This is a genomic window from uncultured Maribacter sp., assembly GCF_963975365.1.
Classification (GTDB): domain Bacteria; phylum Bacteroidota; class Bacteroidia; order Flavobacteriales; family Flavobacteriaceae; genus Maribacter.
Genome location: NZ_CAXBGF010000001.1, coordinates 266,041 through 288,790, shown reverse-complemented (window position 1 = coordinate 288,790; position 22,750 = coordinate 266,041). Strand labels below are relative to the sequence as shown.

At 35.2% G+C, this 22,750-nt stretch carries 22 protein-coding genes; 8 read left to right on the top strand and 14 right to left on the bottom strand.

Going from position 1 to position 22,750, the window contains the following annotated elements; genetic code table 11:
* Positions 1-74 precede the first annotated feature (74 nt).
* The 3 genes from AACZ49_RS01345 to AACZ49_RS01335 form a co-directional block, all read right to left on the bottom strand.
* A complete protein-coding gene (locus AACZ49_RS01345; protein ID WP_091620775.1) occupies positions 75-770 on the bottom strand; it encodes an ABC transporter ATP-binding protein in 696 nt (231 codons plus the stop codon).
* A 64-nt stretch (positions 771-834) separates the two neighbouring features.
* Entirely contained in the window at positions 835-2,085 is a 1,251-nt protein-coding gene (locus AACZ49_RS01340) for an efflux RND transporter periplasmic adaptor subunit (protein ID WP_339650792.1), read from the bottom strand.
* 36 nt (positions 2,086-2,121) lie between these two features.
* A complete protein-coding gene (locus AACZ49_RS01335; protein ID WP_339650790.1) occupies positions 2,122-3,468 on the bottom strand; it encodes a TolC family protein in 1,347 nt (448 codons plus the stop codon).
* A 201-nt stretch (positions 3,469-3,669) separates the two neighbouring features.
* On the opposite strand from AACZ49_RS01335, the gene AACZ49_RS01330 reads away from it, so the two are divergent.
* The gene (locus AACZ49_RS01330; RefSeq protein ID WP_339650789.1) at positions 3,670-5,034 is read left to right on the top strand and encodes a sigma-54 dependent transcriptional regulator; all 1,365 of its coding nucleotides are present in this window, start codon (positions 3,670-3,672) and stop codon (positions 5,032-5,034) included.
* Entirely contained in the window at positions 5,034-6,380 is a 1,347-nt protein-coding gene (locus AACZ49_RS01325; protein ID WP_339650787.1) for an ATP-binding protein, read from the top strand. The genes AACZ49_RS01330 and AACZ49_RS01325 overlap by 1 nt, the downstream gene beginning before the upstream one ends.
* Before the next feature lie 2 nt (positions 6,381-6,382).
* On the opposite strand, the gene AACZ49_RS01320 is transcribed toward AACZ49_RS01325, so the two are convergent.
* From AACZ49_RS01320 to AACZ49_RS01300, 5 genes are read right to left on the bottom strand one after another with little or no spacing between them, the layout of a single operon-like run.
* Positions 6,383-6,727 carry an MGMT family protein gene (locus AACZ49_RS01320; protein WP_339650786.1) on the bottom strand — a complete coding sequence of 115 codons (345 nt, stop codon included), beginning with the start codon at positions 6,725-6,727 and terminating at the stop codon, positions 6,383-6,385.
* 13 nt (positions 6,728-6,740) lie between these two features.
* Positions 6,741-7,367 (bottom strand): LysE family transporter, encoded by a 627-nt coding sequence (locus AACZ49_RS01315; RefSeq protein WP_339650785.1) that lies wholly within the window; start codon positions 7,365-7,367, stop codon positions 6,741-6,743.
* Between the two features lie 4 nt (positions 7,368-7,371).
* Positions 7,372-8,040 carry a tRNA (guanosine(46)-N7)-methyltransferase TrmB gene (gene trmB / locus AACZ49_RS01310; RefSeq protein ID WP_339650783.1) on the bottom strand — a complete coding sequence of 223 codons (669 nt, stop codon included), beginning with the start codon at positions 8,038-8,040 and terminating at the stop codon, positions 7,372-7,374.
* Between the two features lie 52 nt (positions 8,041-8,092).
* Positions 8,093-9,163 (bottom strand): ATP-binding protein, encoded by a 1,071-nt coding sequence (locus AACZ49_RS01305; RefSeq protein WP_339650781.1) that lies wholly within the window; start codon positions 9,161-9,163, stop codon positions 8,093-8,095.
* The gene (locus tag AACZ49_RS01300; RefSeq protein ID WP_339650779.1) at positions 9,164-9,850 is read right to left on the bottom strand and encodes a response regulator transcription factor; all 687 of its coding nucleotides are present in this window, start codon (positions 9,848-9,850) and stop codon (positions 9,164-9,166) included.
* A 183-nt stretch (positions 9,851-10,033) separates the two neighbouring features.
* Here AACZ49_RS01300 and AACZ49_RS01295 point away from each other — a divergent pair, with 183 nt between their 5' ends.
* From AACZ49_RS01295 to AACZ49_RS01275, 5 genes are all read left to right on the top strand, one after another.
* On the top strand, positions 10,034-12,841 hold the full coding sequence (locus AACZ49_RS01295) for a TonB-dependent receptor (protein WP_339650777.1): 2,808 nt from the start codon (positions 10,034-10,036) through the stop codon (positions 12,839-12,841).
* Between the two features lie 24 nt (positions 12,842-12,865).
* On the top strand, positions 12,866-14,890 hold the full coding sequence (locus tag AACZ49_RS01290; protein ID WP_339650776.1) for a hypothetical protein: 2,025 nt from the start codon (positions 12,866-12,868) through the stop codon (positions 14,888-14,890).
* Between the two features lie 148 nt (positions 14,891-15,038).
* Positions 15,039-15,347: a T9SS type A sorting domain-containing protein gene (locus AACZ49_RS01285; RefSeq protein WP_339650775.1), complete on the top strand. Its 309-nt coding sequence runs from the start codon at positions 15,039-15,041 to the stop codon at positions 15,345-15,347.
* A gap of 180 nt (positions 15,348-15,527) precedes the next feature.
* Entirely contained in the window at positions 15,528-15,851 is a 324-nt protein-coding gene (locus tag AACZ49_RS01280) for a T9SS type A sorting domain-containing protein (RefSeq protein WP_339650773.1), read from the top strand.
* Positions 15,852-15,926: 75 nt separating this feature from the next.
* Complete coding sequence (locus tag AACZ49_RS01275) at positions 15,927-16,904, top strand: acyl transferase (RefSeq protein ID WP_339650771.1); 978 nt, start codon at positions 15,927-15,929, stop codon at positions 16,902-16,904.
* 19 nt (positions 16,905-16,923) lie between these two features.
* Here the strand turns inward: AACZ49_RS01275 and AACZ49_RS01270 are convergent, their stop codons facing one another.
* The 3 genes from AACZ49_RS01270 to tyrS form a co-directional block, all read right to left on the bottom strand.
* Complete coding sequence (locus AACZ49_RS01270) at positions 16,924-17,226, bottom strand: hypothetical protein (protein ID WP_339650769.1); 303 nt, start codon at positions 17,224-17,226, stop codon at positions 16,924-16,926.
* A 340-nt stretch (positions 17,227-17,566) separates the two neighbouring features.
* Entirely contained in the window at positions 17,567-17,728 is a 162-nt protein-coding gene (locus tag AACZ49_RS01265) for a hypothetical protein (protein ID WP_339650767.1), read from the bottom strand.
* A 49-nt stretch (positions 17,729-17,777) separates the two neighbouring features.
* Positions 17,778-19,070, bottom strand: a complete 1,293-nt coding sequence (tyrS, locus tag AACZ49_RS01260; protein WP_339650765.1) for a tyrosine--tRNA ligase — start codon at positions 19,068-19,070, stop codon at positions 17,778-17,780.
* Positions 19,071-19,174: 104 nt separating this feature from the next.
* Between tyrS and AACZ49_RS01255 the strand changes: the two genes are divergently transcribed.
* On the top strand, positions 19,175-20,182 hold the full coding sequence (locus tag AACZ49_RS01255) for an NAD-dependent epimerase/dehydratase family protein (protein ID WP_339650764.1): 1,008 nt from the start codon (positions 19,175-19,177) through the stop codon (positions 20,180-20,182).
* Here the strand turns inward: AACZ49_RS01255 and AACZ49_RS01250 are convergent.
* From AACZ49_RS01250 to AACZ49_RS01240, 3 genes are read right to left on the bottom strand one after another with little or no spacing between them, the layout of a single operon-like run.
* A complete protein-coding gene (locus AACZ49_RS01250; protein WP_339650762.1) occupies positions 20,179-20,601 on the bottom strand; it encodes a DUF4296 domain-containing protein in 423 nt (140 codons plus the stop codon). The two genes, AACZ49_RS01255 and AACZ49_RS01250, sit on opposite strands and share 4 nt — an antisense overlap.
* A complete protein-coding gene (locus AACZ49_RS01245; protein WP_339650760.1) occupies positions 20,598-21,935 on the bottom strand; it encodes a dihydroorotase in 1,338 nt (445 codons plus the stop codon). The genes AACZ49_RS01250 and AACZ49_RS01245 overlap by 4 nt, the downstream gene beginning before the upstream one ends.
* Positions 21,936-21,937: 2 nt before the next feature.
* Positions 21,938-22,666, bottom strand: a complete 729-nt coding sequence (locus AACZ49_RS01240; RefSeq protein ID WP_339650759.1) for a polyprenol monophosphomannose synthase — start codon at positions 22,664-22,666, stop codon at positions 21,938-21,940.
* Positions 22,667-22,750 lie beyond the last annotated feature (84 nt).

Genomic DNA, 22,750 nt, shown 5'->3' with positions numbered 1-22,750 from the left:
ATCCGTGATTAAGGGATAAGTTTGGTTGGTTTGGTTTGTTGGCTGGTTAATTGTTAATTGATGAATAAACCCCCTTACATCATGGCTCCTATAGCCCTATTTTGACTCTCGGTCACCACTTGACCATCAAATAGATTTACCACCCTATGGGCATAATGCGAATCTCTATCTGAGTGTGTAACCATTACTATAGTGGTTCCCTCTTGGTTTAATTCTGTTAATAGGTTCATTACCTCTATACCGTTCTTCGAATCTAGGTTACCTGTTGGCTCATCTGCCAATATCAATTTTGGATTCGTTACTACCGCTCGTGAAATAGCAACACGCTGCTGTTGCCCGCCTGATAGTTGTTGTGGAAAATGCTTTTCTCTATGCGCAATTTTCATACGCTCCAAAACCTTCATTACTTTTTCTTTACGCTCTGCCTTTCCCATCTTCAAATAGATCAACGGCAGCTCTACATTTTCAAACACGGTAAGTTCATCTATTAGATTAAAGCTTTGAAACACGAAGCCTAAATTACCTTTACGTAATTGCGTACGCTGACTCTCTTTTAAGCCCCCAACTTCGTTACCAGCAAAATTATAACTGCCATCGGTTGGGTTATCCAACATACCTATAATATTCAATAGCGTTGATTTACCGCAACCCGAAGGTCCCATAATTGCAACAAACTCACCATCCTCAACTTTTAGGTTGACGTTGTTCAATGCCAAAGTTTCTACTTCTTCTGTTCTAAAACTCTTTTTAAGATTCGTAATGGTTATCATTTTCGATTGATTTTAATTGTTATCTAAAAGACATCTCGACTATATTAGATGTGACAGTTTATTTTTATTTTAAGACAATTCTTTCGGCCTCTCCGAAATTGTCATAGTTGCTGGTAATTACTTTTTCTCCAGATTGCAAACCTTCCAATACTTCATAAAATCTAGAGTTTTGTTTTCCTATACGGATGTTTCTTTTAATGGCCTCGTTACCATTTGGCGCTACTACAAAAATCCATTGTCCTCCTGTGCTTTGAAAAAAGCTTCCTTTTGGTAATAAAAGTGCATCATTAGATTCTCCCAATTGCAATTTTATATTATAACTCTGACCTGATCGTATCGTTTCTGGTTTGTTATCCGTAAAAACCAAATCTACCTTAAACCGTCCATTTCTTACTTCAGGATATACTTTTCTTAACCGTAAAGGAAACTCCGTACCGTTACGTTCTAAAACTGCCGTTAAATCTCTTTTAACACGATCAATGTAATGCTCGTCAATATCAGCTTCAATTTTATAATCTGTCAATACATTTATCTGACCAATTCGCTGCCCTTGTGCTATATTCTGACCTATTTCAGCATCTAAAAATCCTAATTGACCATCGGCAGGGGCACGTACATTTAAATGATCCAATCGTTGGTACACCATACCTAAAGTTTTTTGCATTCGGTCTAAATCGGTATCCAATCCTTTTAATGATGTTTCTCGCAGTTCATCATCTTGTGCGGTTTGTAGTTTTATAATTTCATGTTGTTTTTGTGATAGCTCATAATTTTCTTTCGAAAGTTGAAAGACTTCTTTAGAGATCAACTCATTATCATATAACGCTTTATTTTGCTCATAATTTCTCTTCAGACGTTGTAAATCTGTACTTGCCGTTGCCAATGATTTTCTACCTTCTACCTGTCGAGAATCGAAATTCATCTTGGTCGACCGCAAATCGTTCTGCTTCAATGCCAAATTACTTTCGCTTGCCAAAATCTGTTCATACAAGTTCATATTTTCCAACTTTAGTATGATATCTCCTTTTTTGACGATTGCACCTTCTTCAATTAATTTTTCACTAACGCGCCCGCCTTCATAGGCATCCATATAAATAGTGGCAATAGGAGCAACATTCCCATTAATGGTAATGTAATCATCAAACTTACCTGCTGTTACATCAGCAATAGACAGTTTGTCCTTTTCGGTTCTAAAGGTCGAAACAGAACTTCCGAACAAAAGTTTATATCCTACAAATAAGATCAATAAACCTATTGCGATGTACCCATAATGCTTGGGTCTTAATCCTTTTTTCTTTTCTAATTTTATATCCATTTTGTTCGTTGTTCGTACTTGGTTGTTCGTTAACGCTTAGTTTATATTAAATACTGGTAATCCTCTGTAAAAATCCAAAGTACTTTTATTGATTTCTGAACGAAGCTTTACCTGTAAATTTTCATTTTGCGCACTGGCGAATAAATTTTTTGCCGTAAATAGTTCAAGCGCATTTATCATCCCTTTCTCATAGCGTTTTTGAGCAATCGTGAATGCTAAGTTTTGGGCCTCCATTTTTTGGTTACTTTGTACCAATTCTACTAAAAGTGAATTATAGTCTTGCACCAATTGCTGAATAGCCTGAAAAAGTACTTGTTCTTGTGTCTTTAAATTATTTTCTGCCCTTAGCCGTTCAATTTTTGATTGTTTCACCCTAGATCTTGCAGACCAACCGTTACTAATAGGAACATTTAAATTTATACCTACATATTGCGAGGTGTTATCTCTAAACTGCTCTCTAAAAGGTAATGTATTACCCAATGTATCTCGTGTAGTCTCAAAATAGCCTGTACCCACACCAGCAAATAATGATAGTGACGGATAAAGTCTTCCCCTTGAAATTGCCACCTGCTTTTTCGCTGCCTTCACCCTCAATTCTTGCGCCCTAATTAAAGGTAAAAATTCACGTGCTTCACCATATATAGAATCTGATGCCATCTCTTCATCGCCTAAATCGGTGGTAATCTCTGCTAAATCTTCATGAATAGAAATATCTGAAGTATTCTCCAAATTCATTTCTTGAATCAATGTAAGCTTGGCGCTGGCCAATTGATTATTACTTTGTGTCACATTCAATTTATCTGTCAATAATAAAGATTCTGCTTCATACAAATCGGCACCGGCTTTCAGTCCTAATTCTATCTGCTTTTCAACTAAATTATAATTCGATTGCGAAACAGATAACTGTTCTTTTGAAATGGCTACAAGCCCCTTAAAAAATTGAATATCATAAAAAGCCTGCATAACCCTAAATGCCAACAAATACTTTTGTTGTAAAACTTCTTCTTGAGTCGCCTTATATAAAAACTTTGATGCTTTAATGGTATTGATTTTCTGAAATCCTTGAAACAAATCGATCGACGATTCTATCGAATAGTTATTCGAATAAAAATCTTGATTAACGAATGTTCCTGTATTTGGATCTTCGGCTCTACCAAAACTGATATTATAATTTCCACTTGCATTAACAGATGGCAACAAATTTCGGATAGATTGTCTATAGGTCTCCTTATTCGATTGATTAGTATATTCAACGTCATTAAGCTGTAAATTATGCTCTAAGGCAAATGCCACACACTCATCTAATGTCCATGTTTCTTGAGCAAAGATGGAACCCCAAATGGTTAAGAGTAAAATAGTTGTTATTCTAATTTTTTGATTCATTTCTATATTGGTATGCCATACTCTATACTATATATGTGCCAAAATTTCAACTCTCTGTTTATCAACTATTTATAATATTATAAAAAATTTAAAAATAAGAATACTGTAAAAATGTTGTACAGATATTGTAAAATATTTTTACACTGTGTTGAAAATACAATCTTCTATGTGTAGTTTTAAATATGTTAATTGATTTTTCTAATGACCGAAGCCAAAATCTTAGTAATTGATGATACCAAAAGTGTTCTTAGCGCTTTGGAAATTTTATTACAGTTCGAATACAAAAGTGTTCAAACAATTTCAAACCCAAATCTTCTATCGTCATTTCCAAATCTTAAAGAAATTGATATCATACTATTGGATATGAATTTTTCAGCAGGAGTGAACACCGGTAACGAGGGACTTTATTGGTTGCGGGAAATAAAAAAGAAAGCACCTCATATTTCGGTAATAATGATGACCGCATATGGTGCTATAGAACTTGCGGTGGAAGCTCTAAAAGAAGGTGCGACAGATTTTATATTAAAGCCTTGGAACAATGAACGCCTTTTAACTACAGTTAAATCTGCTTTCGAACTTAGAAAGACACAAAAAGAAGTACATCAATTAAAACAGAAAGAGAGTAACCTGAAACAGGTTATCAATCAGAATAAAAATTATATCATCGGTAATTCTAAAGCCTTGAACAGTGTTCTTAATCTTGTTCAAAAAGTTGCCAAAACAGATGTCAATATTTTGGTGACAGGCGAAAACGGAACAGGAAAAGAATTGATTGCCAGAGAATTGCACAAATCATCGATTAGAAATAATGAGGTTTTTATTTCGGTGGACATGGGTTCTATTTCTGAAAATTTATTTGAAAGTGAACTTTTTGGACATGTAAAAGGTTCCTTCACCGACGCAAAAGAAGATCGCGCTGGTAAGTTTGAAGCTGCAAATGGTGGCACTTTATTTTTAGATGAGATAGGAAACCTATCCCTTCAAATGCAAGCGAAGCTATTATCGGTTATTCAAAACAGGGTCGTTGTTCGTGTGGGATCCAATACACCTATACCTGTCGATATTCGGTTAATCTGTGCCACCAATTGTAATTTAGACCAAATGGTAGCAGATGGTTTATTTAGGGAAGATCTTTTATATAGAATCAATACTATTCAAATTGAAGTGCCAGCTCTTAGAGAACGAGATGGGGATGTTTTAATTTTGTCTGATTTCTTCCTGAAAAAATTTGCACATAAATATGGTAAACCAAGCTTGAAAATTAACCAATCTGCCCAAGAAAAACTAATGGAATATGCTTGGCCTGGCAATGTCAGGGAGCTCTTGCATACAATGGAGCGTGCTGTTATTCTTTCTGAAGGCAATGTTTTGAAACCGACAGATTTTCTATTGGAAAACAAAACCTCATTTTCTGTAGAAGATGGACCCAAAACTTTAGAAGAAATGGAACTTCTTATGATTACCAAGGCTTTAAACGAAAATGAAGGTAATTACAGTGCAGCTGCTGAACAACTTGGCATTTCAAGACAGACACTTTATAACAAACTTAAAAAATCTGGTAAATAATGGTCAGCAAAAGTATTTACTACCAACTTATTTTCCGAATTATACTAATTGCAGTTTGCGCTCTTTTAGTCGCTTTTCTATTCTTTAATGAACACTATATACTTTGTGGTATTTTAAGTTTCGTATTCATTGGGTTCTCGTATAGCTTGGTATATTTTGTCAACCAAACCAATAGAAAAATCGCCTATTTCTTTGATGCCATAAAAAATGAGGATTTCACCTTAAGATTTCCAGAAAAACTAAGTGTTAAATCTTTGGAAGAGCTTAACCATAGCCTGAATATGTTGAACAAAATGATTCAAGATATTCATCTAAAAAAGCAAGCTCAAGAACAGTATTACCAAGAGATTCTTCGGCAGGCAGATATTGGCATTTTTACCATTAATGAGAAAGGACATATTTTATATGCTAACCCAACTGTGCAAAACTTATTAAACTACAGACCTCTTAATCATGTAAAACAATTAAAACAAATAGACCCCAATCTATATAGCCTTTTTGAATCTTTAGAGCCATTTGAAAGTACATTGTATTCTTTAGGCAACGAACGAGGAAAAAAAGAACTAACGCTAAAGTGTACCCCGATAACCATAGAGGAAAAAAAACTATTACTAGTAATCGTACATGATATTCAAAAAGAACTTGATGATAAGGAAACCGATTCTTGGGTGAAATTGATACGTGTTCTTACACATGAAATCATGAATACCATTACTCCTATAACTTCAATATCCGAGTCTATTCTAAAATATTTTAAAAAAGGAAATGAATTGGTTACAGCTGAAGAGTTTGGGGAAATACAAATTAAAAATACCGCAAAAGGTCTTGAGGTGATAAAAGAACAGGGGAATGATTTGATGAGTTTTGTACAGTCGTACCGAACTTTTCTAAGTGTTCCCGAACCGGACAAAGAATTGATTCAAGCCAAAAAGTTTCTAGAAAAGGTAAGGCTACTTTTACAAGAGTATACCAATGCACATAACATTACTTTAGAAGTTACTTGTGAACCTGAGGATTTAGAACTTTATATCGATGAAAAACAGCTTACACAAATATTACTGAACTTAGGCAAAAATGCCCAGCAAGCCACTGAAGAACAAGACGAGGGTAGTATAATAATAAAGGCAGGTATTGACCAACAAGAAAAAAAATATATTTCGGTTACCGATAATGGCCCAGGAATTTCAACCGAACTTTTAGATGAGATTTTTGTACCCTTTTTCACCACCAAAAATACCGGAACAGGAATAGGATTAAGTCTAAGCAAACAGATTATGCGTTTGCATGGTGGATCTATTCGGGTAGTTTCTAATGAAACGACCACATTTACCCTAACTTTTGAATAGTCTTAAATATCCGATTGTAGTTCAATAAAAGGATCCCAAAAATATTTTTCGAGATTTACTATTTGCAAATCTTTTATTATTACTCCCTCGCCTTCTAATAGCTGTTGCATTAAGTTCGTACCATCAAAATGATGCTTTCCAGTAAGGAGTCCGGCTTTATTGACTACCCTATGTGCAGGTATATCTTCCATATTATGGGAGGCATTCATGGCCCAACCTACCATTCTTGCACTACGAGAAGCACCTAAATACTTAGCTATTGCGCCATATGAGGTTACACGACCTTCGGGAATTAATCTGGTCACCTGATAGACCCTTTCAAAGAAATTTTCGTTATCAGGTTTCATAGGCATCCGAACTTTAATTGAATAATCTAAAGCATGTAATAATAAAAAGAAGCACCATTAACACACTTAAAATGTAATTGCTGTTTTTGGAAAATGCATTTGTTTTATGTTCCATTCTATTAAAATAGAATACATAGAGATACATGGCCAAAAAAGTTCCGCTACCCGCCGCAATTATAAATATAATTTCGTCGACAATTTTATAGCTCATTAACTCCTGAGTATGAAATACGGTATTTAAGCCACTGTAAAAAGGTATGGCCAACAAATTGATTAGTGCCAAAAAAACTCCTTTAGAAAAGCTTTTACGTTTCTTTGCTTCAACGACTACAAAGGGCTCTCTATGTTGTTTTTTTGCCTTAACAAAAAAGTAAATTGCCAATATTAAAAACAAGACTAATGCTATTTGCAATAAAACCTCTATAAAATGTTGATTTCTAGAAAAGTATTTAGCGATACGAACAGCAAGATAAGATTGCATCATAACCGCAACCGCAACGCCTAAACCGAAAATAACTCCATTGGCTCTGCCCTTCTCAACACCAGTTTTGGCTGCATTTAAATTGAGTAACCCAGGTGGCAATGACGCCAAAAAAGCACTTCCAAAAGTAAAAACAAATAAAGTTGCTAATTGTTGCATTTAATTAGTTTACCTTGAATCTAATAAAGGTTATAGGTTTTCCCTTTTCAAGATACTGATTTTCATAGAAAGTTTGTATTTCAAGTACTTCTTTCGGACTTCCCTCATTTTTGTATACATCATGATTGGCGTAAAGAACCTCTATCCCCAGCCCATGAAGCAAGCCTAATGTATACCCATGCATAAACTCACTATCCGTTTTTAAATTGACCGTTCCGTCCACTTTTAGAACCTGCCTGTAACGCTTTAAAAACTCTTGGTTTGTCATTCGGTGTTTAGTACGCTTATACTTAATTTGAGGGTCGGGAAAAGTTATCCAGATTTCAGACACTTCTTCCTTTCCAAAAATATAATCTACCAATTCAATTTGAGTACGTATAAAAGTTACATTCGGTAAATTCTCTTCAATGGCTATTTTAGCGCCTCTCCAAAAACGGGCGCCTTTTATATCGATACCTATAAAATTTTTATTTGGAAATCTTTTAGCTAAACCTACAGTATATTCGCCTTTACCGCAACCCAATTCTAAGACAATTGGGTTATTGTTTTTAAAATGGGTATGCCATTTCCCTTTTAACGGAAATCCACCTACAACCTCCTCTCGACTTGGTTGTATAACATTCGGAAAAGTTTCATTTTCCTGAAATCGTTTTAATTTATTTTTACTTCCCACAATTATGAATTCTAAACTTCGGCAAAGCTAAGAAAAAAGAGAGGCTTGGCGATTATTGAACTTCTTCAATTTGTATGTTACTTTTTTCGAGCGTAAATGAAAATTCGGACCCTACATCTACGGCACTTTCAACATAAATTTTTTCACCGTGTGCTTCAATTACATGCTTAACGATAGCCAAGCCTAAGCCCGAACCACCTTCTCGTCTGCTACCACTTTGATCGACTCTATAAAAACGTTCGAAAAGTCTTGGAATGTGTACTGCGGATATGCCTTCACCATTATCAGTCACCCTAACGATTACTTTATTTTTCACCAAGTTTTCGACACTTACTTCTGTAGTACCATTTTCGTTACCATACTTAATAGAATTCACCAACAAATTGGTAAGCACCTGTTGTATTTTTTCTTTATCGGCATACACAAAAATTGGTTTTCGGTAAATAATGTCAAAAGTGAGCGTGATATTCTTTTTTGCTGCCTTCATTTCTAAAAGATCGAAGACACCCTGAATCAATTCTATGATATTAAAAGACTTCTTCTCTAAATTGAGATGACCTACTTCTAATTTAGTAATGAGATCTAAATCTTTAACGATATAAATTAGACGGTCGACAGCTTTATTTGCACGAATCAGGTACTTCTTTCGAACATTTTTATCTTCCATGGCACCATCTAACAATGTTTCTATATAGCCTTGAACAGTAAAAAGTGGCGTTTTTAATTCATGGGAAACATTGCCCAAGAAGTCTTTTCGATATTCTTCCCTAATTTTTAGGGTATCGATTTCTATTTTCTTGTCTTTGGCAAATTTTTCAATCTCAGCGGTCAACGTTCTCATATCGGTCGTTACCGGATATGAAGGCACTGTGCTTGATTCTAGTAACTCGACATCGTCATAAATTTTCTTAATTCGTTTGTATATGAATTTTTCAATTCTAAGCTGCAACGTAATAAATGATATTATAAAAAACAACACTGCCGCTGAAACAAGAATACCCCAATTGATAGTACTAAATCGCCATTGTAAAAAAGCTAGAACCAATATACCGATTACAACGATATATAGCGAAGAGCGAAATGCAAAACGATATGATCTTTTTGAACGTAGCGTTGCGACCATCTATAAAACAAACTTATATCCTACTCCCTTTACCGTTTTAAAATGGTCTTCCCCAATTTTTTCTCTAAGCTTTCTAATATGTACGTCAATAGTACGGCCACCAACAACAACTTCATTACCCCAAACCTTATCAAGAATCACTTCTCGTTTAAAAACTTTACTAGGTTTTGAAGTCAGCAGTGCAAGAAGTTCAAATTCTTTTCTTGGTAAAATAATCTCTATACCCTTTTGTATAATCTTATATTCTTCTCTATTAATTACAATGTCACCAACTTTGGTTATATCTTCTTGAGCATTTTCATCATTTTTAATGCGACGTAATAATGCATTTACCTTACTCACCAATACTTTTGGTTTTATTGGTTTTGTAATATAATCGTCTGCACCGGCTTCAAAACCAGCTACCTGAGAATAATCTTCCCCTCTAGCTGTCAAAAAAGTGATAATGGTATTTTCCATACCAGGTGTTTTCCTCAGAATCTCACATGCCTCAATCCCATCCATCTCTGGCATCATCACATCCAGTATTATAAGATGTGGCATTTTCTTTTTCGCTTTTGCCACTCCCTCTGTACCATTTTTAGCGGTATAGACATCATAACCCTCGGCAGAAAGATTGTAAGCTACAATCTCTAGGATGTCTGGTTCATCATCAACTAAAAGTATCCTAATATCCTTCTTTTTCATGGTTTTCAAATTGATTGATTCGGTCAAAAGTAAAGATAATACTATTACAGAAACGTCAGTTAACATTGATTTAATGTAGTAACCTTTACATAACATAAACAAAATAAATGTTTAACATGGATCTAACCTGTCCTTTACAATAACTAGCGTCCTTTGCCGCGGATTTAAGAATCAATATATCTAATGAATAAATTACTACTTTTTACATTCCTTTTTATCTCGATAAATGCTAGTGCTCAAGACACTGGAAGTATTGTTGGAAAACTCACAGACAAAGAAGTTAACAATGAACCTTTAGCATTCGCTAACGTTTTATTAAAAGGCACCACTAAAGGGACCACATCAGATTTTGATGGATTATATGAAATATCAAATATCGAACCTGGCATCTATACTGTTTCATTTAGTTATTTAGGATATGAAACCGTAGAAATACCCAATGTTGAAGTTATAGCCGGCAAAGTAACCACCATAGACGTACCCTTAAGTGCGTCTCAAGGAGTGTCTTTAGATGAAGTAACCGTTACTACTGTAGCTCGCAAAGATTCTGAAACTGCTTTGTTGTTAGATCAGAAACGAGCTATAGAAATCAAAGAAAGTATTGGCGCTCAACAATTAGCAAAAATAGGCGTGTCGGATGTAGCTACAGCGACAACTAAAATCTCAGGAGTTTCTAGCAGCGAAGCTTCAGGCGATATTTTTGTTAGAGGTTTAGGCGATCGTTACCTTAGCACAACTTTAAATGGTTTACCAATACCTTCTGATGACGTTGAAAAGAAGAATATTGATTTGGGTCTTTTCCCAACAAGGGTAATTCAAAATGTAAGTGTAAGCAAAACTTATTCTGTTCTTTCATCTGCCGATCAAGCATCTGGAAACATCAACATATCTTCTCGAGAATTACAAGGTTCAGAAGAATTAAGTGTTTCTATTCGATCAGGTGTCAATACAAATGTTGCTAAAAGTGGAGTTTTTGACAATTTCAAAGTCTCTCCTAATCAACGAAATGTAGATTTTGGATTTTTTGACCAAAATGCCTCTACAAGAGACCTAATTACCATTCAAGGATGGAACCCGAAAGTTCAAAGTACCCCTATTAATTATACCTATTCAATAGCTGCCGGAAAGCGAATAAAAGAAAAACTATCTGCATTCATTAACGCATCTCAATCTGAATCATATGAATATGGACAAGGTCTTTTTAGACAATTTCGGTCAAACTTCGTGGATGATACTATAACAGATGCTACAGTATATAGCAAGAAAGTAACTACTAGTGGATTATTAGACCTTACCTACTTTATCAATGACAAAAACAAAATAAAGTCTAGCACCTTTTTTGTAAACAAATTGACTGATGAAGTATATGAAGGAGGTAGAAATGGCGAAGGAACTATTTTTGAAGAATCTGATCCAGCAGAAGGACTTTCACAATTTGTTCGTGACCAAAACATTAAACAAACTAGATTGTTGGTTTCTCAACTTTTGGGAACACACAAACTAGGAGAAAAAAATTCTTTAGAATGGGCTGGTGGATACAACCTAGTTAATGCAAATGAACCCAACAGAATTAGAAATGAAGTCAATTTTGACTCTGATGGGACTTTAGTGCAACTAGGACGTACAGGTGGGTTTCAGCAACGAAAGTCCAAACAACTTATCACTGACAATGAATTCAACGGATATTTAAAAGACGTAATAGAAGTACTAAATGACGAGGATAATGAAAACTCCTTTAATATAGAACTTGGAGTAAACTATAGAAATAAAAAAAGAGATTTTGAATCACTTTTTGTGGGCGTTGAGGAAACGAGTACTAATGCTATAAACCCAGTAGACATTGACAATATTGGCTCTATATTTCAAGCCTCTAATTTCGTTAGTGGCGTTTTAGAACTAAATGAACTTCAAACAGATTTCTATAATGGAGCGTTAACCTCACAAGCGGCATTTGCAGATTTTAATGTTGGTTTAAAAAAATGGAATTTTAATGCCGGTCTTCGTTTTCAAAAAGATGACCTAAAAGTAACCTATGATGTAGGTAACATTCCTGGTAGAATTGGTGAAGCAAATAAAAACTACAACAATGTTTATCCCAGTTTAAATGTTAAGTATAGTTTAAATGATAATCAAGCGTTACGCCTAGCCATAAGCAATACCATTACACTACCTGAGTTCAAAGAAGTTTCTCCTTTTGAATATGTTTCACAAACAGGTCAAGTTACAAGAGGTAATCCAGATTTAGATGCGTCAAAAGATATTAATTATGACCTAAAATGGGAGTACTTTCCTTCAAATGGTCAACTTATATCCCTAGCTGGTTTTTATAAAGAAATTAAAGATCCAATAAACACAGTACAAGATCGTGGTTCTGCTGGTGTATTCTCCTATTTCAATTCTGGAGAAAAAGGTGAAGTGTACGGTTTTGAATTAGAGACTAAAGTAGATTTAGTAAAGGTTAACGACGAAGGCGAAACTCCAAAAGGCATTAATCTTGATCTTAATTTTAATGCTACTAGAATGTGGCATTCACAAGACCTAAAAGAGGTTCGCGATGCCGATGGTAACTTTATAAGAACATTTCGTTACAAAGGCTTAACACAAACGGGTTTACAGGGCGCTTCTGACTGGATTGTTAACACAAGCTTAAACTTTTCAACACCTTCAGACAATCCCTTTTCCGCATCTTTGACTGCGAATTATGCTTCTGACAAGATATACGCTCTTGGGGCCCCAGAGGTACAAAGTCAAAGCGAAACATTCTATAATGATGCAATTATTGAAAAAGGATTTGTGGTTTTCGATGCCACCTTAACCAAAGAGTTAGGCGAACATTGGACCTTGCGTTTTCTAGGTAGAAACTTATTGAATCCAGATATAAAAAGAACACAATTAGTAAAGCCAAGCACAACCAATGTAGAAACAGAAGAAATAGTACGCTCGTATACTAGCGGCACTACTCTTAGTTTAGGATTGAATTACAGCTTTTAAAAACTAAAATGAAAAAAAACTAAAATGAAAAAATTAATTAAAATTTCGATGATATTCGCCGCAGTATGTGCTCTTATGTTGGCTAGCTGTAGTGGTGACGATAATGATGGAGGTGATCCAATACCAGATGCAACTTGTACCGATGGTAAACAAAACGGAGATGAAACCGGTGTTGATTGTGGTGGTACCTCATGTAATACTTGCCCGCCATTAGAAAGTACCGACCTTAACGGCAGTTTAGCAGAGGACAGAACTTTAGATAGTACTAAAGAATATTCTTTAACAGGAACTTTCAGTGTAGAATCTGGTGCAACTTTAACAATACCCGCTGGTACTAAAATTGTTTCACAAGCTGGGACAGATAAATATATTGTAGTTCAAAAAGGAGGAATGATTGATATTCAAGGTACAGTTTCTGCCCCTGTAACTATGACTTCTTCTAATGAATCTCCAGGTGACTGGGGTGGTTTAGTTATCGCAGGTAACGCAACTACAACAGAAGGTGTAGATGCTACGGCTGAAGTAGGTGGTATACTTTATGGTGGATCTGTTGATACCGACAACTCAGGATCTATTGAATATTTAATAATCAATTATGCAGGTGCTCAAATCAATGCAGAATCACAGTATAATGGGCTTACATTATATGCGGTTGGTTCAGGAACAACAATTGAAAATGTGGCCATGTTAAATGGTACTGACGATGGTGTTGAGTTTTTTGGTGGAACCGTGAACGTAACCAACATGTATTTAGAAAACAACGAAGATGATGCTGTTGACTGGACAGAAGGTTGGAACGGTACTATTACGAATACATATGTAGTACATAGCCAAGAAGGATTCTCTACTGCTGCTGAAGGCGATGGCATCAACAATAATCCTACCTTTACCAATTTTACTGCTGTTTCATCGGTAGGTGGTACTGCACTACAATTTAAAAAGGAATCAGGTGCGACAATTACCGGTTTATCATTGGCAGGTTATGAAACTACCATAGATATGAAGGATAATGGGTCATTAACCAATGTTATAATTGACGGTGTAGCTGCAGACCCTGCTAATACATATATTATGGCTCCGAGCGTTGATATAGCATTGTTTGCATGGGTAAACTCAAATACAGAAGTAACAACAAGTGTTTTATCAGGTAGTATTTCTTCCGATCTTACATTGGATGCTGAAGTAACCTACTATTTAAGTAGCACGTTTAGTGTAAATTCAGGTGCAAAACTAACCATACCTGCGGGTACAAAGTTGATTGCAGATGTTGAATCAGGTGATGCAACCCAAACGTACATAGTTGTTCAAAAAGGAGCTCAAATCGATATTCAAGGCACTGAGAGCAATCCAGTTATTATGACTTCTACCGGTGAAAGCCCCGGAGATTGGGGAGGTTTGGTAATTGCAGGTAATGCTATTACCACTGAAGGAGTTGATGCTGTTGCTGAAGTAGGTGGAATACTTTATGGTGGTAATGATAATGCTGATTCTTCTGGATCTATCAACTACCTCGTAATCAATTATGCAGGTGCTCAAATTAATGCCGAGTCGCAATATAACGGTCTTACCTTATACTCAGTTGGTTCTGGAACTACCATCGAAAATGTTGCAATTCTGAATGGTAAGGACGATGGTGTTGAATTTTTTGGAGGAACCGTAAATGTCACCAATTACTATTCTGAAAATAATGAAGATGATTCTGTGGATTGGACAGAGGGATGGAGCGGTACTCTAACAAATGCCTTTCTATTGCATTCAATTACAGGATTTTCAACTGCATTGGAAGGTGATGGTTTGAACAACAATCCTAAATTCGTTAACCTAACAGCAATCTCAACGGTAGACGGTACAGCTCTTCAGTTTAAAAAAGAATCTGGTGCTACCATTACCAATCTTTATTTAGAGGGTTATGCAACACTTGTAGACATGAAAGATAATGGTGCTTTGGCAAATGTTCAAATAGATGGTACAGCTGCTACAACAGCCGGACCATACAATACCGGCACACAAGTAGATGTTACTTCTTTTGCATGGGCAACAGGAAACTAAAAAATAATACATAGTATTAAGGAAAAACCCGCAATTTGCGGGTTTTTTTGCATTTTATCGAAAAAATTAAAAGAATAGGCCTATCACCTTGACATTCAGGAATCAATATCCTTATATTTGTAGTATACAATTTGTATCATAGTAGCGTATGAAGCACCTTTACCTAATCATCATTTTTCTTTTTATCTCCTTTAGCTATGGTCAAAGCACCCAAAGTAATGGAGATATTGATGGTTTTAGTATGTACCCAAACCCGGTTACTACAGGTAAAGTATATATTTCTACAAATCTCAACGCACCCAAAGAAATTTTCATTTACGATGTTTTTGGAACTTTGTTACTAAAAACGACCATACTAGGCAAAGAACTGAATTTAAACGATTTAGACGCTGGTGTGTACGTTTTACGTGTTTTCGAAAAAAATAAAATGTCTACTCGGAAACTTATCGTTAAGTAGTATATTCCTTTATTTAAATTACCTCTCAACTACTTAATTACAATCGGTGAAATACACCTATTTCCGATGAATGGTTTCACGTATTGCATTGACCTACAAAATGTTAGCTTTCACAACATTTTTAAATTCCTAGTATAGCTTATAAGTAACTTTATCTTGTTGACCCCAAAACAATAAACAATGAAGAAAATCTACTTTTTGCTATTAATGGTTCTATCTGTTGGTATTTACGCCCAAGATAACATAGATATCAATAATCTACGTAAGGATGAAATTGCTGGATTTAAATTGTATCCAAACCCTGCATTTGCAGATGTCATCTATGTCACCACTGAAAAGAACAACTTAAAGGAAGTTAGCATCTATGACGTATTTGGCGAATTGGTACTAACCGATAGATTATCGAGCAAAGCAATGAACATTTCACGATTGTCATCTGGTGTATATGTTGTTCAAGTAAAAGAGAACGATAAATCGATTACTCGAAAATTAGTTGTAAAATAATACTCCTACTTAATTTGGTTACCAAACCATTAAAATAATTTGGTTCAGTACCTTTGCTTCAACCGGAAAAAATTCATGAGGCAAAATGCTATTTTCGATATACGCACAGAGAATGAATTTCTTATTCAAGCACTGCGTATTTTTAAATTTCAGTACACAAATAACAGTGTTTACCGTACTTTTTGTGAGTACTTAAATGTTGACACGAATGCGGTCCAATCTTTAGAGCAAATTCCATTTTTACCCATAGAATTTTTTAAATCGAAAAGTGTTGTAAGTTCTACTAAGCCTGAAGAAATTATTTTTACAAGCAGTGGTACAACTGGCAGTGAAACAAGCAAACATTTTGTTACAGACCTAAGCCTTTACAAAGAAAGTTATTTAAAGGCTTTCAACGAATTTTACGGGGATATTGAAGACTATTGTGTACTGGCACTTTTGCCTTCCTACTTAGAACGTACAGGTTCTTCCCTTATTTATATGGTTGAAGATTTAATAGCAAAATCCAATCATCCTAAAAGTGGATTTTTCTTAAACGAATATGAACAGCTATATCAACTTTTAATTGAACTTCAAAAAACAGACACTAAAATTTTAATTATCGGCGTATCCTTCGCCTTATTAGAATTTACCGAACAATATCAACTATCTCTAAAGAATGCCATAGTTATGGAGACTGGTGGAATGAAAGGTCGACGCAAAGAAATTGTTCGACAAGAATTACATAAATTACTAACTGCTGGTTTCGGGGTTAAAGAAATACATTCAGAATATGGTATGACCGAATTACTATCTCAGGGATATTCTAAAGGAAACGGAATATTCGATTCCCCTTCTTGGATGAAGATTTTGGTTCGTGACACCGAAGACCCCCTTACCTTTCAAAAAAATGGTAAAACAGGTGGGGTTAATGTTATTGATTTAGCCAATATTAATTCTTGCGCTTTTATTGCTACTCAAGATTTAGGCAAAATTAATGATGATGGCACTTTTGAAATCATCGGAAGATTTGATAATTCTGATATTAGAGGCTGTAATTTAATGGTGCTTTAGTTTTTACTAAGCTGATGATCTAACCCCGATCCATCAAAGGCTTGCCTTGTACTAGAGATTTAGTAGCCGACTTATAAACCAACAATTCATTCACACCAGCTCCGCTATTACCGACCAATTCTTTACCAGATTCAAAAGTTAAGAGTAAATAATGTTCTGAATCATTTTCAAATTCTACAACCTTAAAAGTATCTTTGGCTTCTGAGGCCATTTCATCTTTCGTTCTAGATTTTACGAATGTGCCAACTGAACTGAACACATAATTTTCTTGCCAAGCCATATCATTACCAGTAGTCTCAGAACCCTTATAATTCCCTGACATTTGAATCAATTTTCATTTTTCTTCAGTTAACACATATTCGGTTGACTCCAACCAGAAGTAATCTTCATTAGAACATGAAAACATCGTTAACAACATTAGTGTAATAACAGTAAATTTCTCATACAACAAGAATTAAAACCTATTTAGAAGATACATTAAGACCAAAACGTTGCATTTAATTACAACGACATTTAAATCCCAAAAAATTTAGCATCAAGTAAAAATGTTGAATTAAATTCTAAATCATGATCTGAATTCATCAGTTCATCTATCATTGTATTTAAGCGTAGACTAAATGCATATTTCTTAATATATTCTTTTAAATCTGAGTCAATTACAACTATGGTGAGCCTAAAATCTGTTTTGGTTCAAAACCACTGTAACATACTGCATATGAGAGGACCCATTGCCCTTCTAAGGCAGAATCTGCCATAGGAGGTTCATCATCTGGATCACACGTCAAAAACAATACTGTTAGTATATCCAAAAATCTAAGCTTCATATCTGAAGCTTTCAATTAAGATGACTCCATTTAGTAATGCTTGCTTATTCTAACTAAAAACCAATACAAAATAGTTTTTCTTACCTCGTTGTAAGAGCACAAACTTATCATTGATCAAGTCATCAGAAGTAATCAAAAAATCTTCCTTTACCTTCTCTTTATTTACCGAAATGGAATTTTGCTTTAATTCTCTTCTTGCTTCACCATTAGAGCCTAAAAAACTAGTTTTTGCAGCTAATGCTCCAATCATATCCAAACCATCAATTAATTCAGATTTAGAAAGTTCAGCTTGTGGTACACCTTCAAAAATTTCCAAAAATGTTTTTTCATTTATACCTTTTAAATCTGATGCTGTAGACTTACCAAACAAAATTTCACTGGCACGTACCGCATTATCCAAATCATCTTGAGAGTGCACCATTACTGTAACCTCATCTGCCAACCGTTTCTGTAACAACCGTAAATGCGGGGCTTCTTTATGTTGTTTCGTTAAATCTTCTATTTCTTGCTGACCTAAAAACGTAAATATTTTTATATATTTTTCGGCATCCTCATCAGAAGTATTCAACCAATATTGGTAGAATTTATATGGAGAAGTTCGTTCGGCATCTAGCCAAATATTTCCGCCTTCAGTCTTACCGAATTTAGTGCCATCTGCCTTGGTAATTAACGGACACGTAAGCGCATACCCTTTACCTCCCGCAATTCTTCGAATCAATTCAGTACCCGTAGTTATATTGCCCCATTGATCGCTACCCCCCATTTGAAGGGTACAATTATGTTCTCTGTATAAATATAGAAAGTCATACCCTTGTACCAATTGATACGTAAATTCAGTAAAAGACATACCCTCTTTAGCTTCTGCAGAAAGACGCTTTTTTACCGAATCTTTAGACATCATATAATTTACGGTTATATGTTTACCCACATCCCTAATGAAATCTAAAAAAGAGAAATTCTTCATCCAGTCATAATTATTGACCAAAACCGCTGCATTATCACCGTCAACCGTAAAATCTAGAAAACGAGATAACTGCTCCTTTAAAGCATTCTCATTATGTCGTAAGGTTTTTTCATCAAGTAAATTACGTTCTGCAGACTTACCAGAAGGATCACCGATCATACCCGTAGCACCGCCAATAAGGGCATATGGTTTATGCCCAGCCAATTGAAAGTGGCGTAGCATCATTACACCAACCAAATGGCCTATATGTAAAGAGTCTGCCGTTGGGTCAATACCCACATAAGCCGATTGCATATCTTCTAATAAATGTTCCTCTGTACCTGGCATTGCATCATGTAACATTCCACGCCATTGTAACTCCTTGACAAAATTTGTCATCTCTTCCTTTATTTTAATTGAATTGCAAATATAAATGGAATTCTTGCCAGTACACAGTAGATCAAAGCATGAATTTATCCACCTGTATTTCCTAAATTTGAAGTATGGTATTAGTTACAGGAGGCACAGGATTATTGGGGTCACATTTGTTGCTGAAATTAGTCAATGATAATATTGAGGTTCGTGCGCTTTATAGAACTACCGAAAAACTGGAAGAGGTCAAAAAAATATTTGGCTACTACTGCCCAAATGCAAATACTCTCTTTAAAAAAATTAACTGGGTAAAGGGAGATATTTTAGACATACCTTCTTTAGAATTAGCCTTTAAACAGGTAACTCATGTATACCATTGTGCAGCTTACATATCTTTTAATCCGTCAGATTTTAAATTATTAGAACGAATAAATAGAGAAGGAACGGCCAACATTGTAAATATGTGTATTGCTGTTGGTGTTAAGAAACTATGCCATGTAAGTACTATTGGCACCATAGGCAGACCCATTTTAAATGAAAAAGCTACGGAAGAAACAGAGTGGAGCAGGCAACACACCAACCCATATGCTATTACAAAAAACCTCGCAGAAATGGAAGTTTGGAGGGGCGCCCAAGAGCATCTGCAAATAGTTATCGTTAATCCCGGAGTGATTTTAGGACCTGGCTTTTGGGGAAATGGTAGCGGCATATTTTTTAAAACAGCATCTAAAGGGTATCCTTTTTATCCTCCAGGGGGTTCAGGGTTTATCACTGTATCCGATGTAACCCGCTCAATGGTTAATCTTATGAATTCGAAAATTACCGGAGAGCGTTTTATCTTGGTTGCCAAAAATCTATCTTATAAAGATATATTGAGCCACATAACCTCTACAATGGAAAAGAAAGCACCCAGCAAAGAACTAAAATTGTGGCAACTTCAATTAGGGAAGTTTGGTGACCAAATAAGGAACATTGTTACAGGAAAAGCTAGAACGATAACTAATAGTACCATTTATGGTCTACAACACCCCACCAAATTTGATAATTCTAAAATATCAAAAGCTTTAGAATTTGAGTTTGAGCCATTAGATGAAACAATAGAATTTTCTTCTAAACTTTTTATTGAGGAGAACTCTTAAAGTGTATCAGAAACCTTGTCAGTTATTTTCAAATCTTTGCTTGACCTTTTTTTCACAAGATCAAGACTATCTTTTTCCTTTTTCATCGCCTCTAGCAGTATCCGCTGATTTTCCAATTGGGTTTCAACATCTTTATATATCGTTTCATATAATTGTGGCTTCGATGCGTAATAACGGTCGCTATCAACAAATTGAGCACTATCAATCTCAAATTTTTCGAATATATAGGTAGTTGGCTCAATACCGTTATCTTTTAATTTGCCTATATTGGTTCCTTTTGCAGCATTAACAATAGCCATTTCCTTAAAAATTAATACCATTTTGTCTTGAGGTATTAAATTTTCTGGCTTTTGAATCAACTCTTCGGCACATGAAAAAAGCAACAACATAACTAATATGAAACTTAAACTATACTTCATGGTCTATTAAAAGTTAGTCTTTTCGCATTTCTAGTTTCTGAGAATTCTCCGTTTGTATATCCTAAATGTCCATTTATTATGGTATGTACCACCTTTGAGGAAAAAATTACATTTTCGAATGGCGACCATTTACATTTATATGCTATATTCTCTTTGGTAACCACCCAAGGATTATTCAAATCGGCTACGACTAAATCAGCATAATAGCCTTCACGAATAAATCCTCTTTTTTCTATCTGGAATAAAATCGCCGGATTATGACACATTTTCTGCACCATTTTCTCCAATTTTATTTTTCCATCTTTCACTTTTTCTAACATGGCAGGAAGCGCATGCTGTACCAATGGCCCACCAGATGGAGCTTTAGTGTACACATTATCTTTTTCCTCCAATGAATGAGGAGCATGATCTGTTGCAATAACGTCAATTCTATCATCTAGTAAGGCATCCCACAATTGTTCTCGGTCTTTTGCAGTCTTCACCGCTGGGTTCCATTTAATTAAAGTTCCTTTATCAGCATAATCCGCATCTGAAAACCACAAATGGTGAATACACACCTCAGCAGTTATTTTCTTTTGTTCTAACGGAATGTCATTCCTAAATAAATTGGTCTCCTTACCCGTAGACACATGAAATACATGTAATCTAGCTCCCGTTTTCTTTGCTAAGGCAATTGCCCTTGAAGATGACAAATAACATGCTTCTTCACTTCTAATAATTGGATGATACTTTATTGGAATATCATCTCTAAATTTTTCTTGGTATTTGGCCAGATTCTCACGAATGGTGGTTTCATCCTCGCAATGGGCAGATATGACCATTTCCGTATTGCTAAAAATACCCTCTATCACCTTCTCGTCATCAACCAACATATTACCTGTTGATGACCCTAGAAACAATTTAATGCCCGAACAAGCATTCTTATCCAGTCGTTTTAATTCTTCAAGATTATCATTTGTGCCCCCCAATAGAAAAGAATAATTTGCAAAAGCAGAATTTGCAGCCATTGCAAACTTTTCTTCAAGCTTTTTTATGGTAGTTGTTTGTGGTACGGTATTTGGCTGCTCCATAAAAGTGGTTATACCACCTGCAAGTGCCGCTCTACTTTCTGTTGCAATAGTTCCCTTATGTGTTAGACCTGGTTCTCTAAAATGAACTTGGTCATCGATAATACCAGGTAAAATATGCATACCTTTTACATCTATAACCTTTGCATCGGCATCAGTAATATCTTTCGCTATTTTTATGATTAAATCATCTTGAATTAGAATATCATTTTCTTGAATGACCCCTTCATTTACAATAACACCGTTTTTTAATAGAATCTTCCCCATAATTAAAATTTATTCCTTAAAAATAGACTTCTCATTTTCATTATAAATACACCCCAGATTGCTTCACTTATAATTGAAGAACTCATTTTTGATTTACCTAAAACACGGTCTCTAAAAATAATGGAAACTTCTTCTATTTTAAAATTTTTCAAATAGGCCCTAAACTTCATTTCTATCTGAAAAGCATAGCCCACAAAACGAACAGAGTCTAAATCAATAGCCTCCAACACCTCTCTTTTATAACATACAAAACCAGCTGTTGGATCATGGACCCGCATGCCGGTAATAAGCTTAACATAGATTGAAGCACCGTATGACAACAACACTCTATACAATGGCCAATTTACTACGTTTACTCCTTTTTTATACCTAGAACCAACCGCAACATCTGCCCCATTTAAACAAGCCTTTTGCAGTCTAATCAAATCTGAAGGAGTATGGGAAAAATCCGCATCCATTTCAAAAATATAGTCATACCCTTTCGCAATCGACCACTTAAAACCATGAATGTACGCGGTACCTAGTCCTGATTTTTCGGTCCTTGTCTCCAAAAAAAGTTTTCCTTCAAATTCTTTCCGTAGCCTATTAACGCAATCGCCTGTTTTATCGGGAGAACTATCATCTACAATAAGAACATGAAATTCTTTTTGTAAATCAAAAACGGCCCTAATAATGGCCTCAATATTCTCAATTTCGTTATAGGTAGGTATGATTACAATACTACTGGCCATAAATCTTAAAAAAGTATTTCGACAAAAGTAAGGTTTTAATGGTCGTCTTAAAACGTGCTAGAAAACCTTTATGAAATTTTTAAA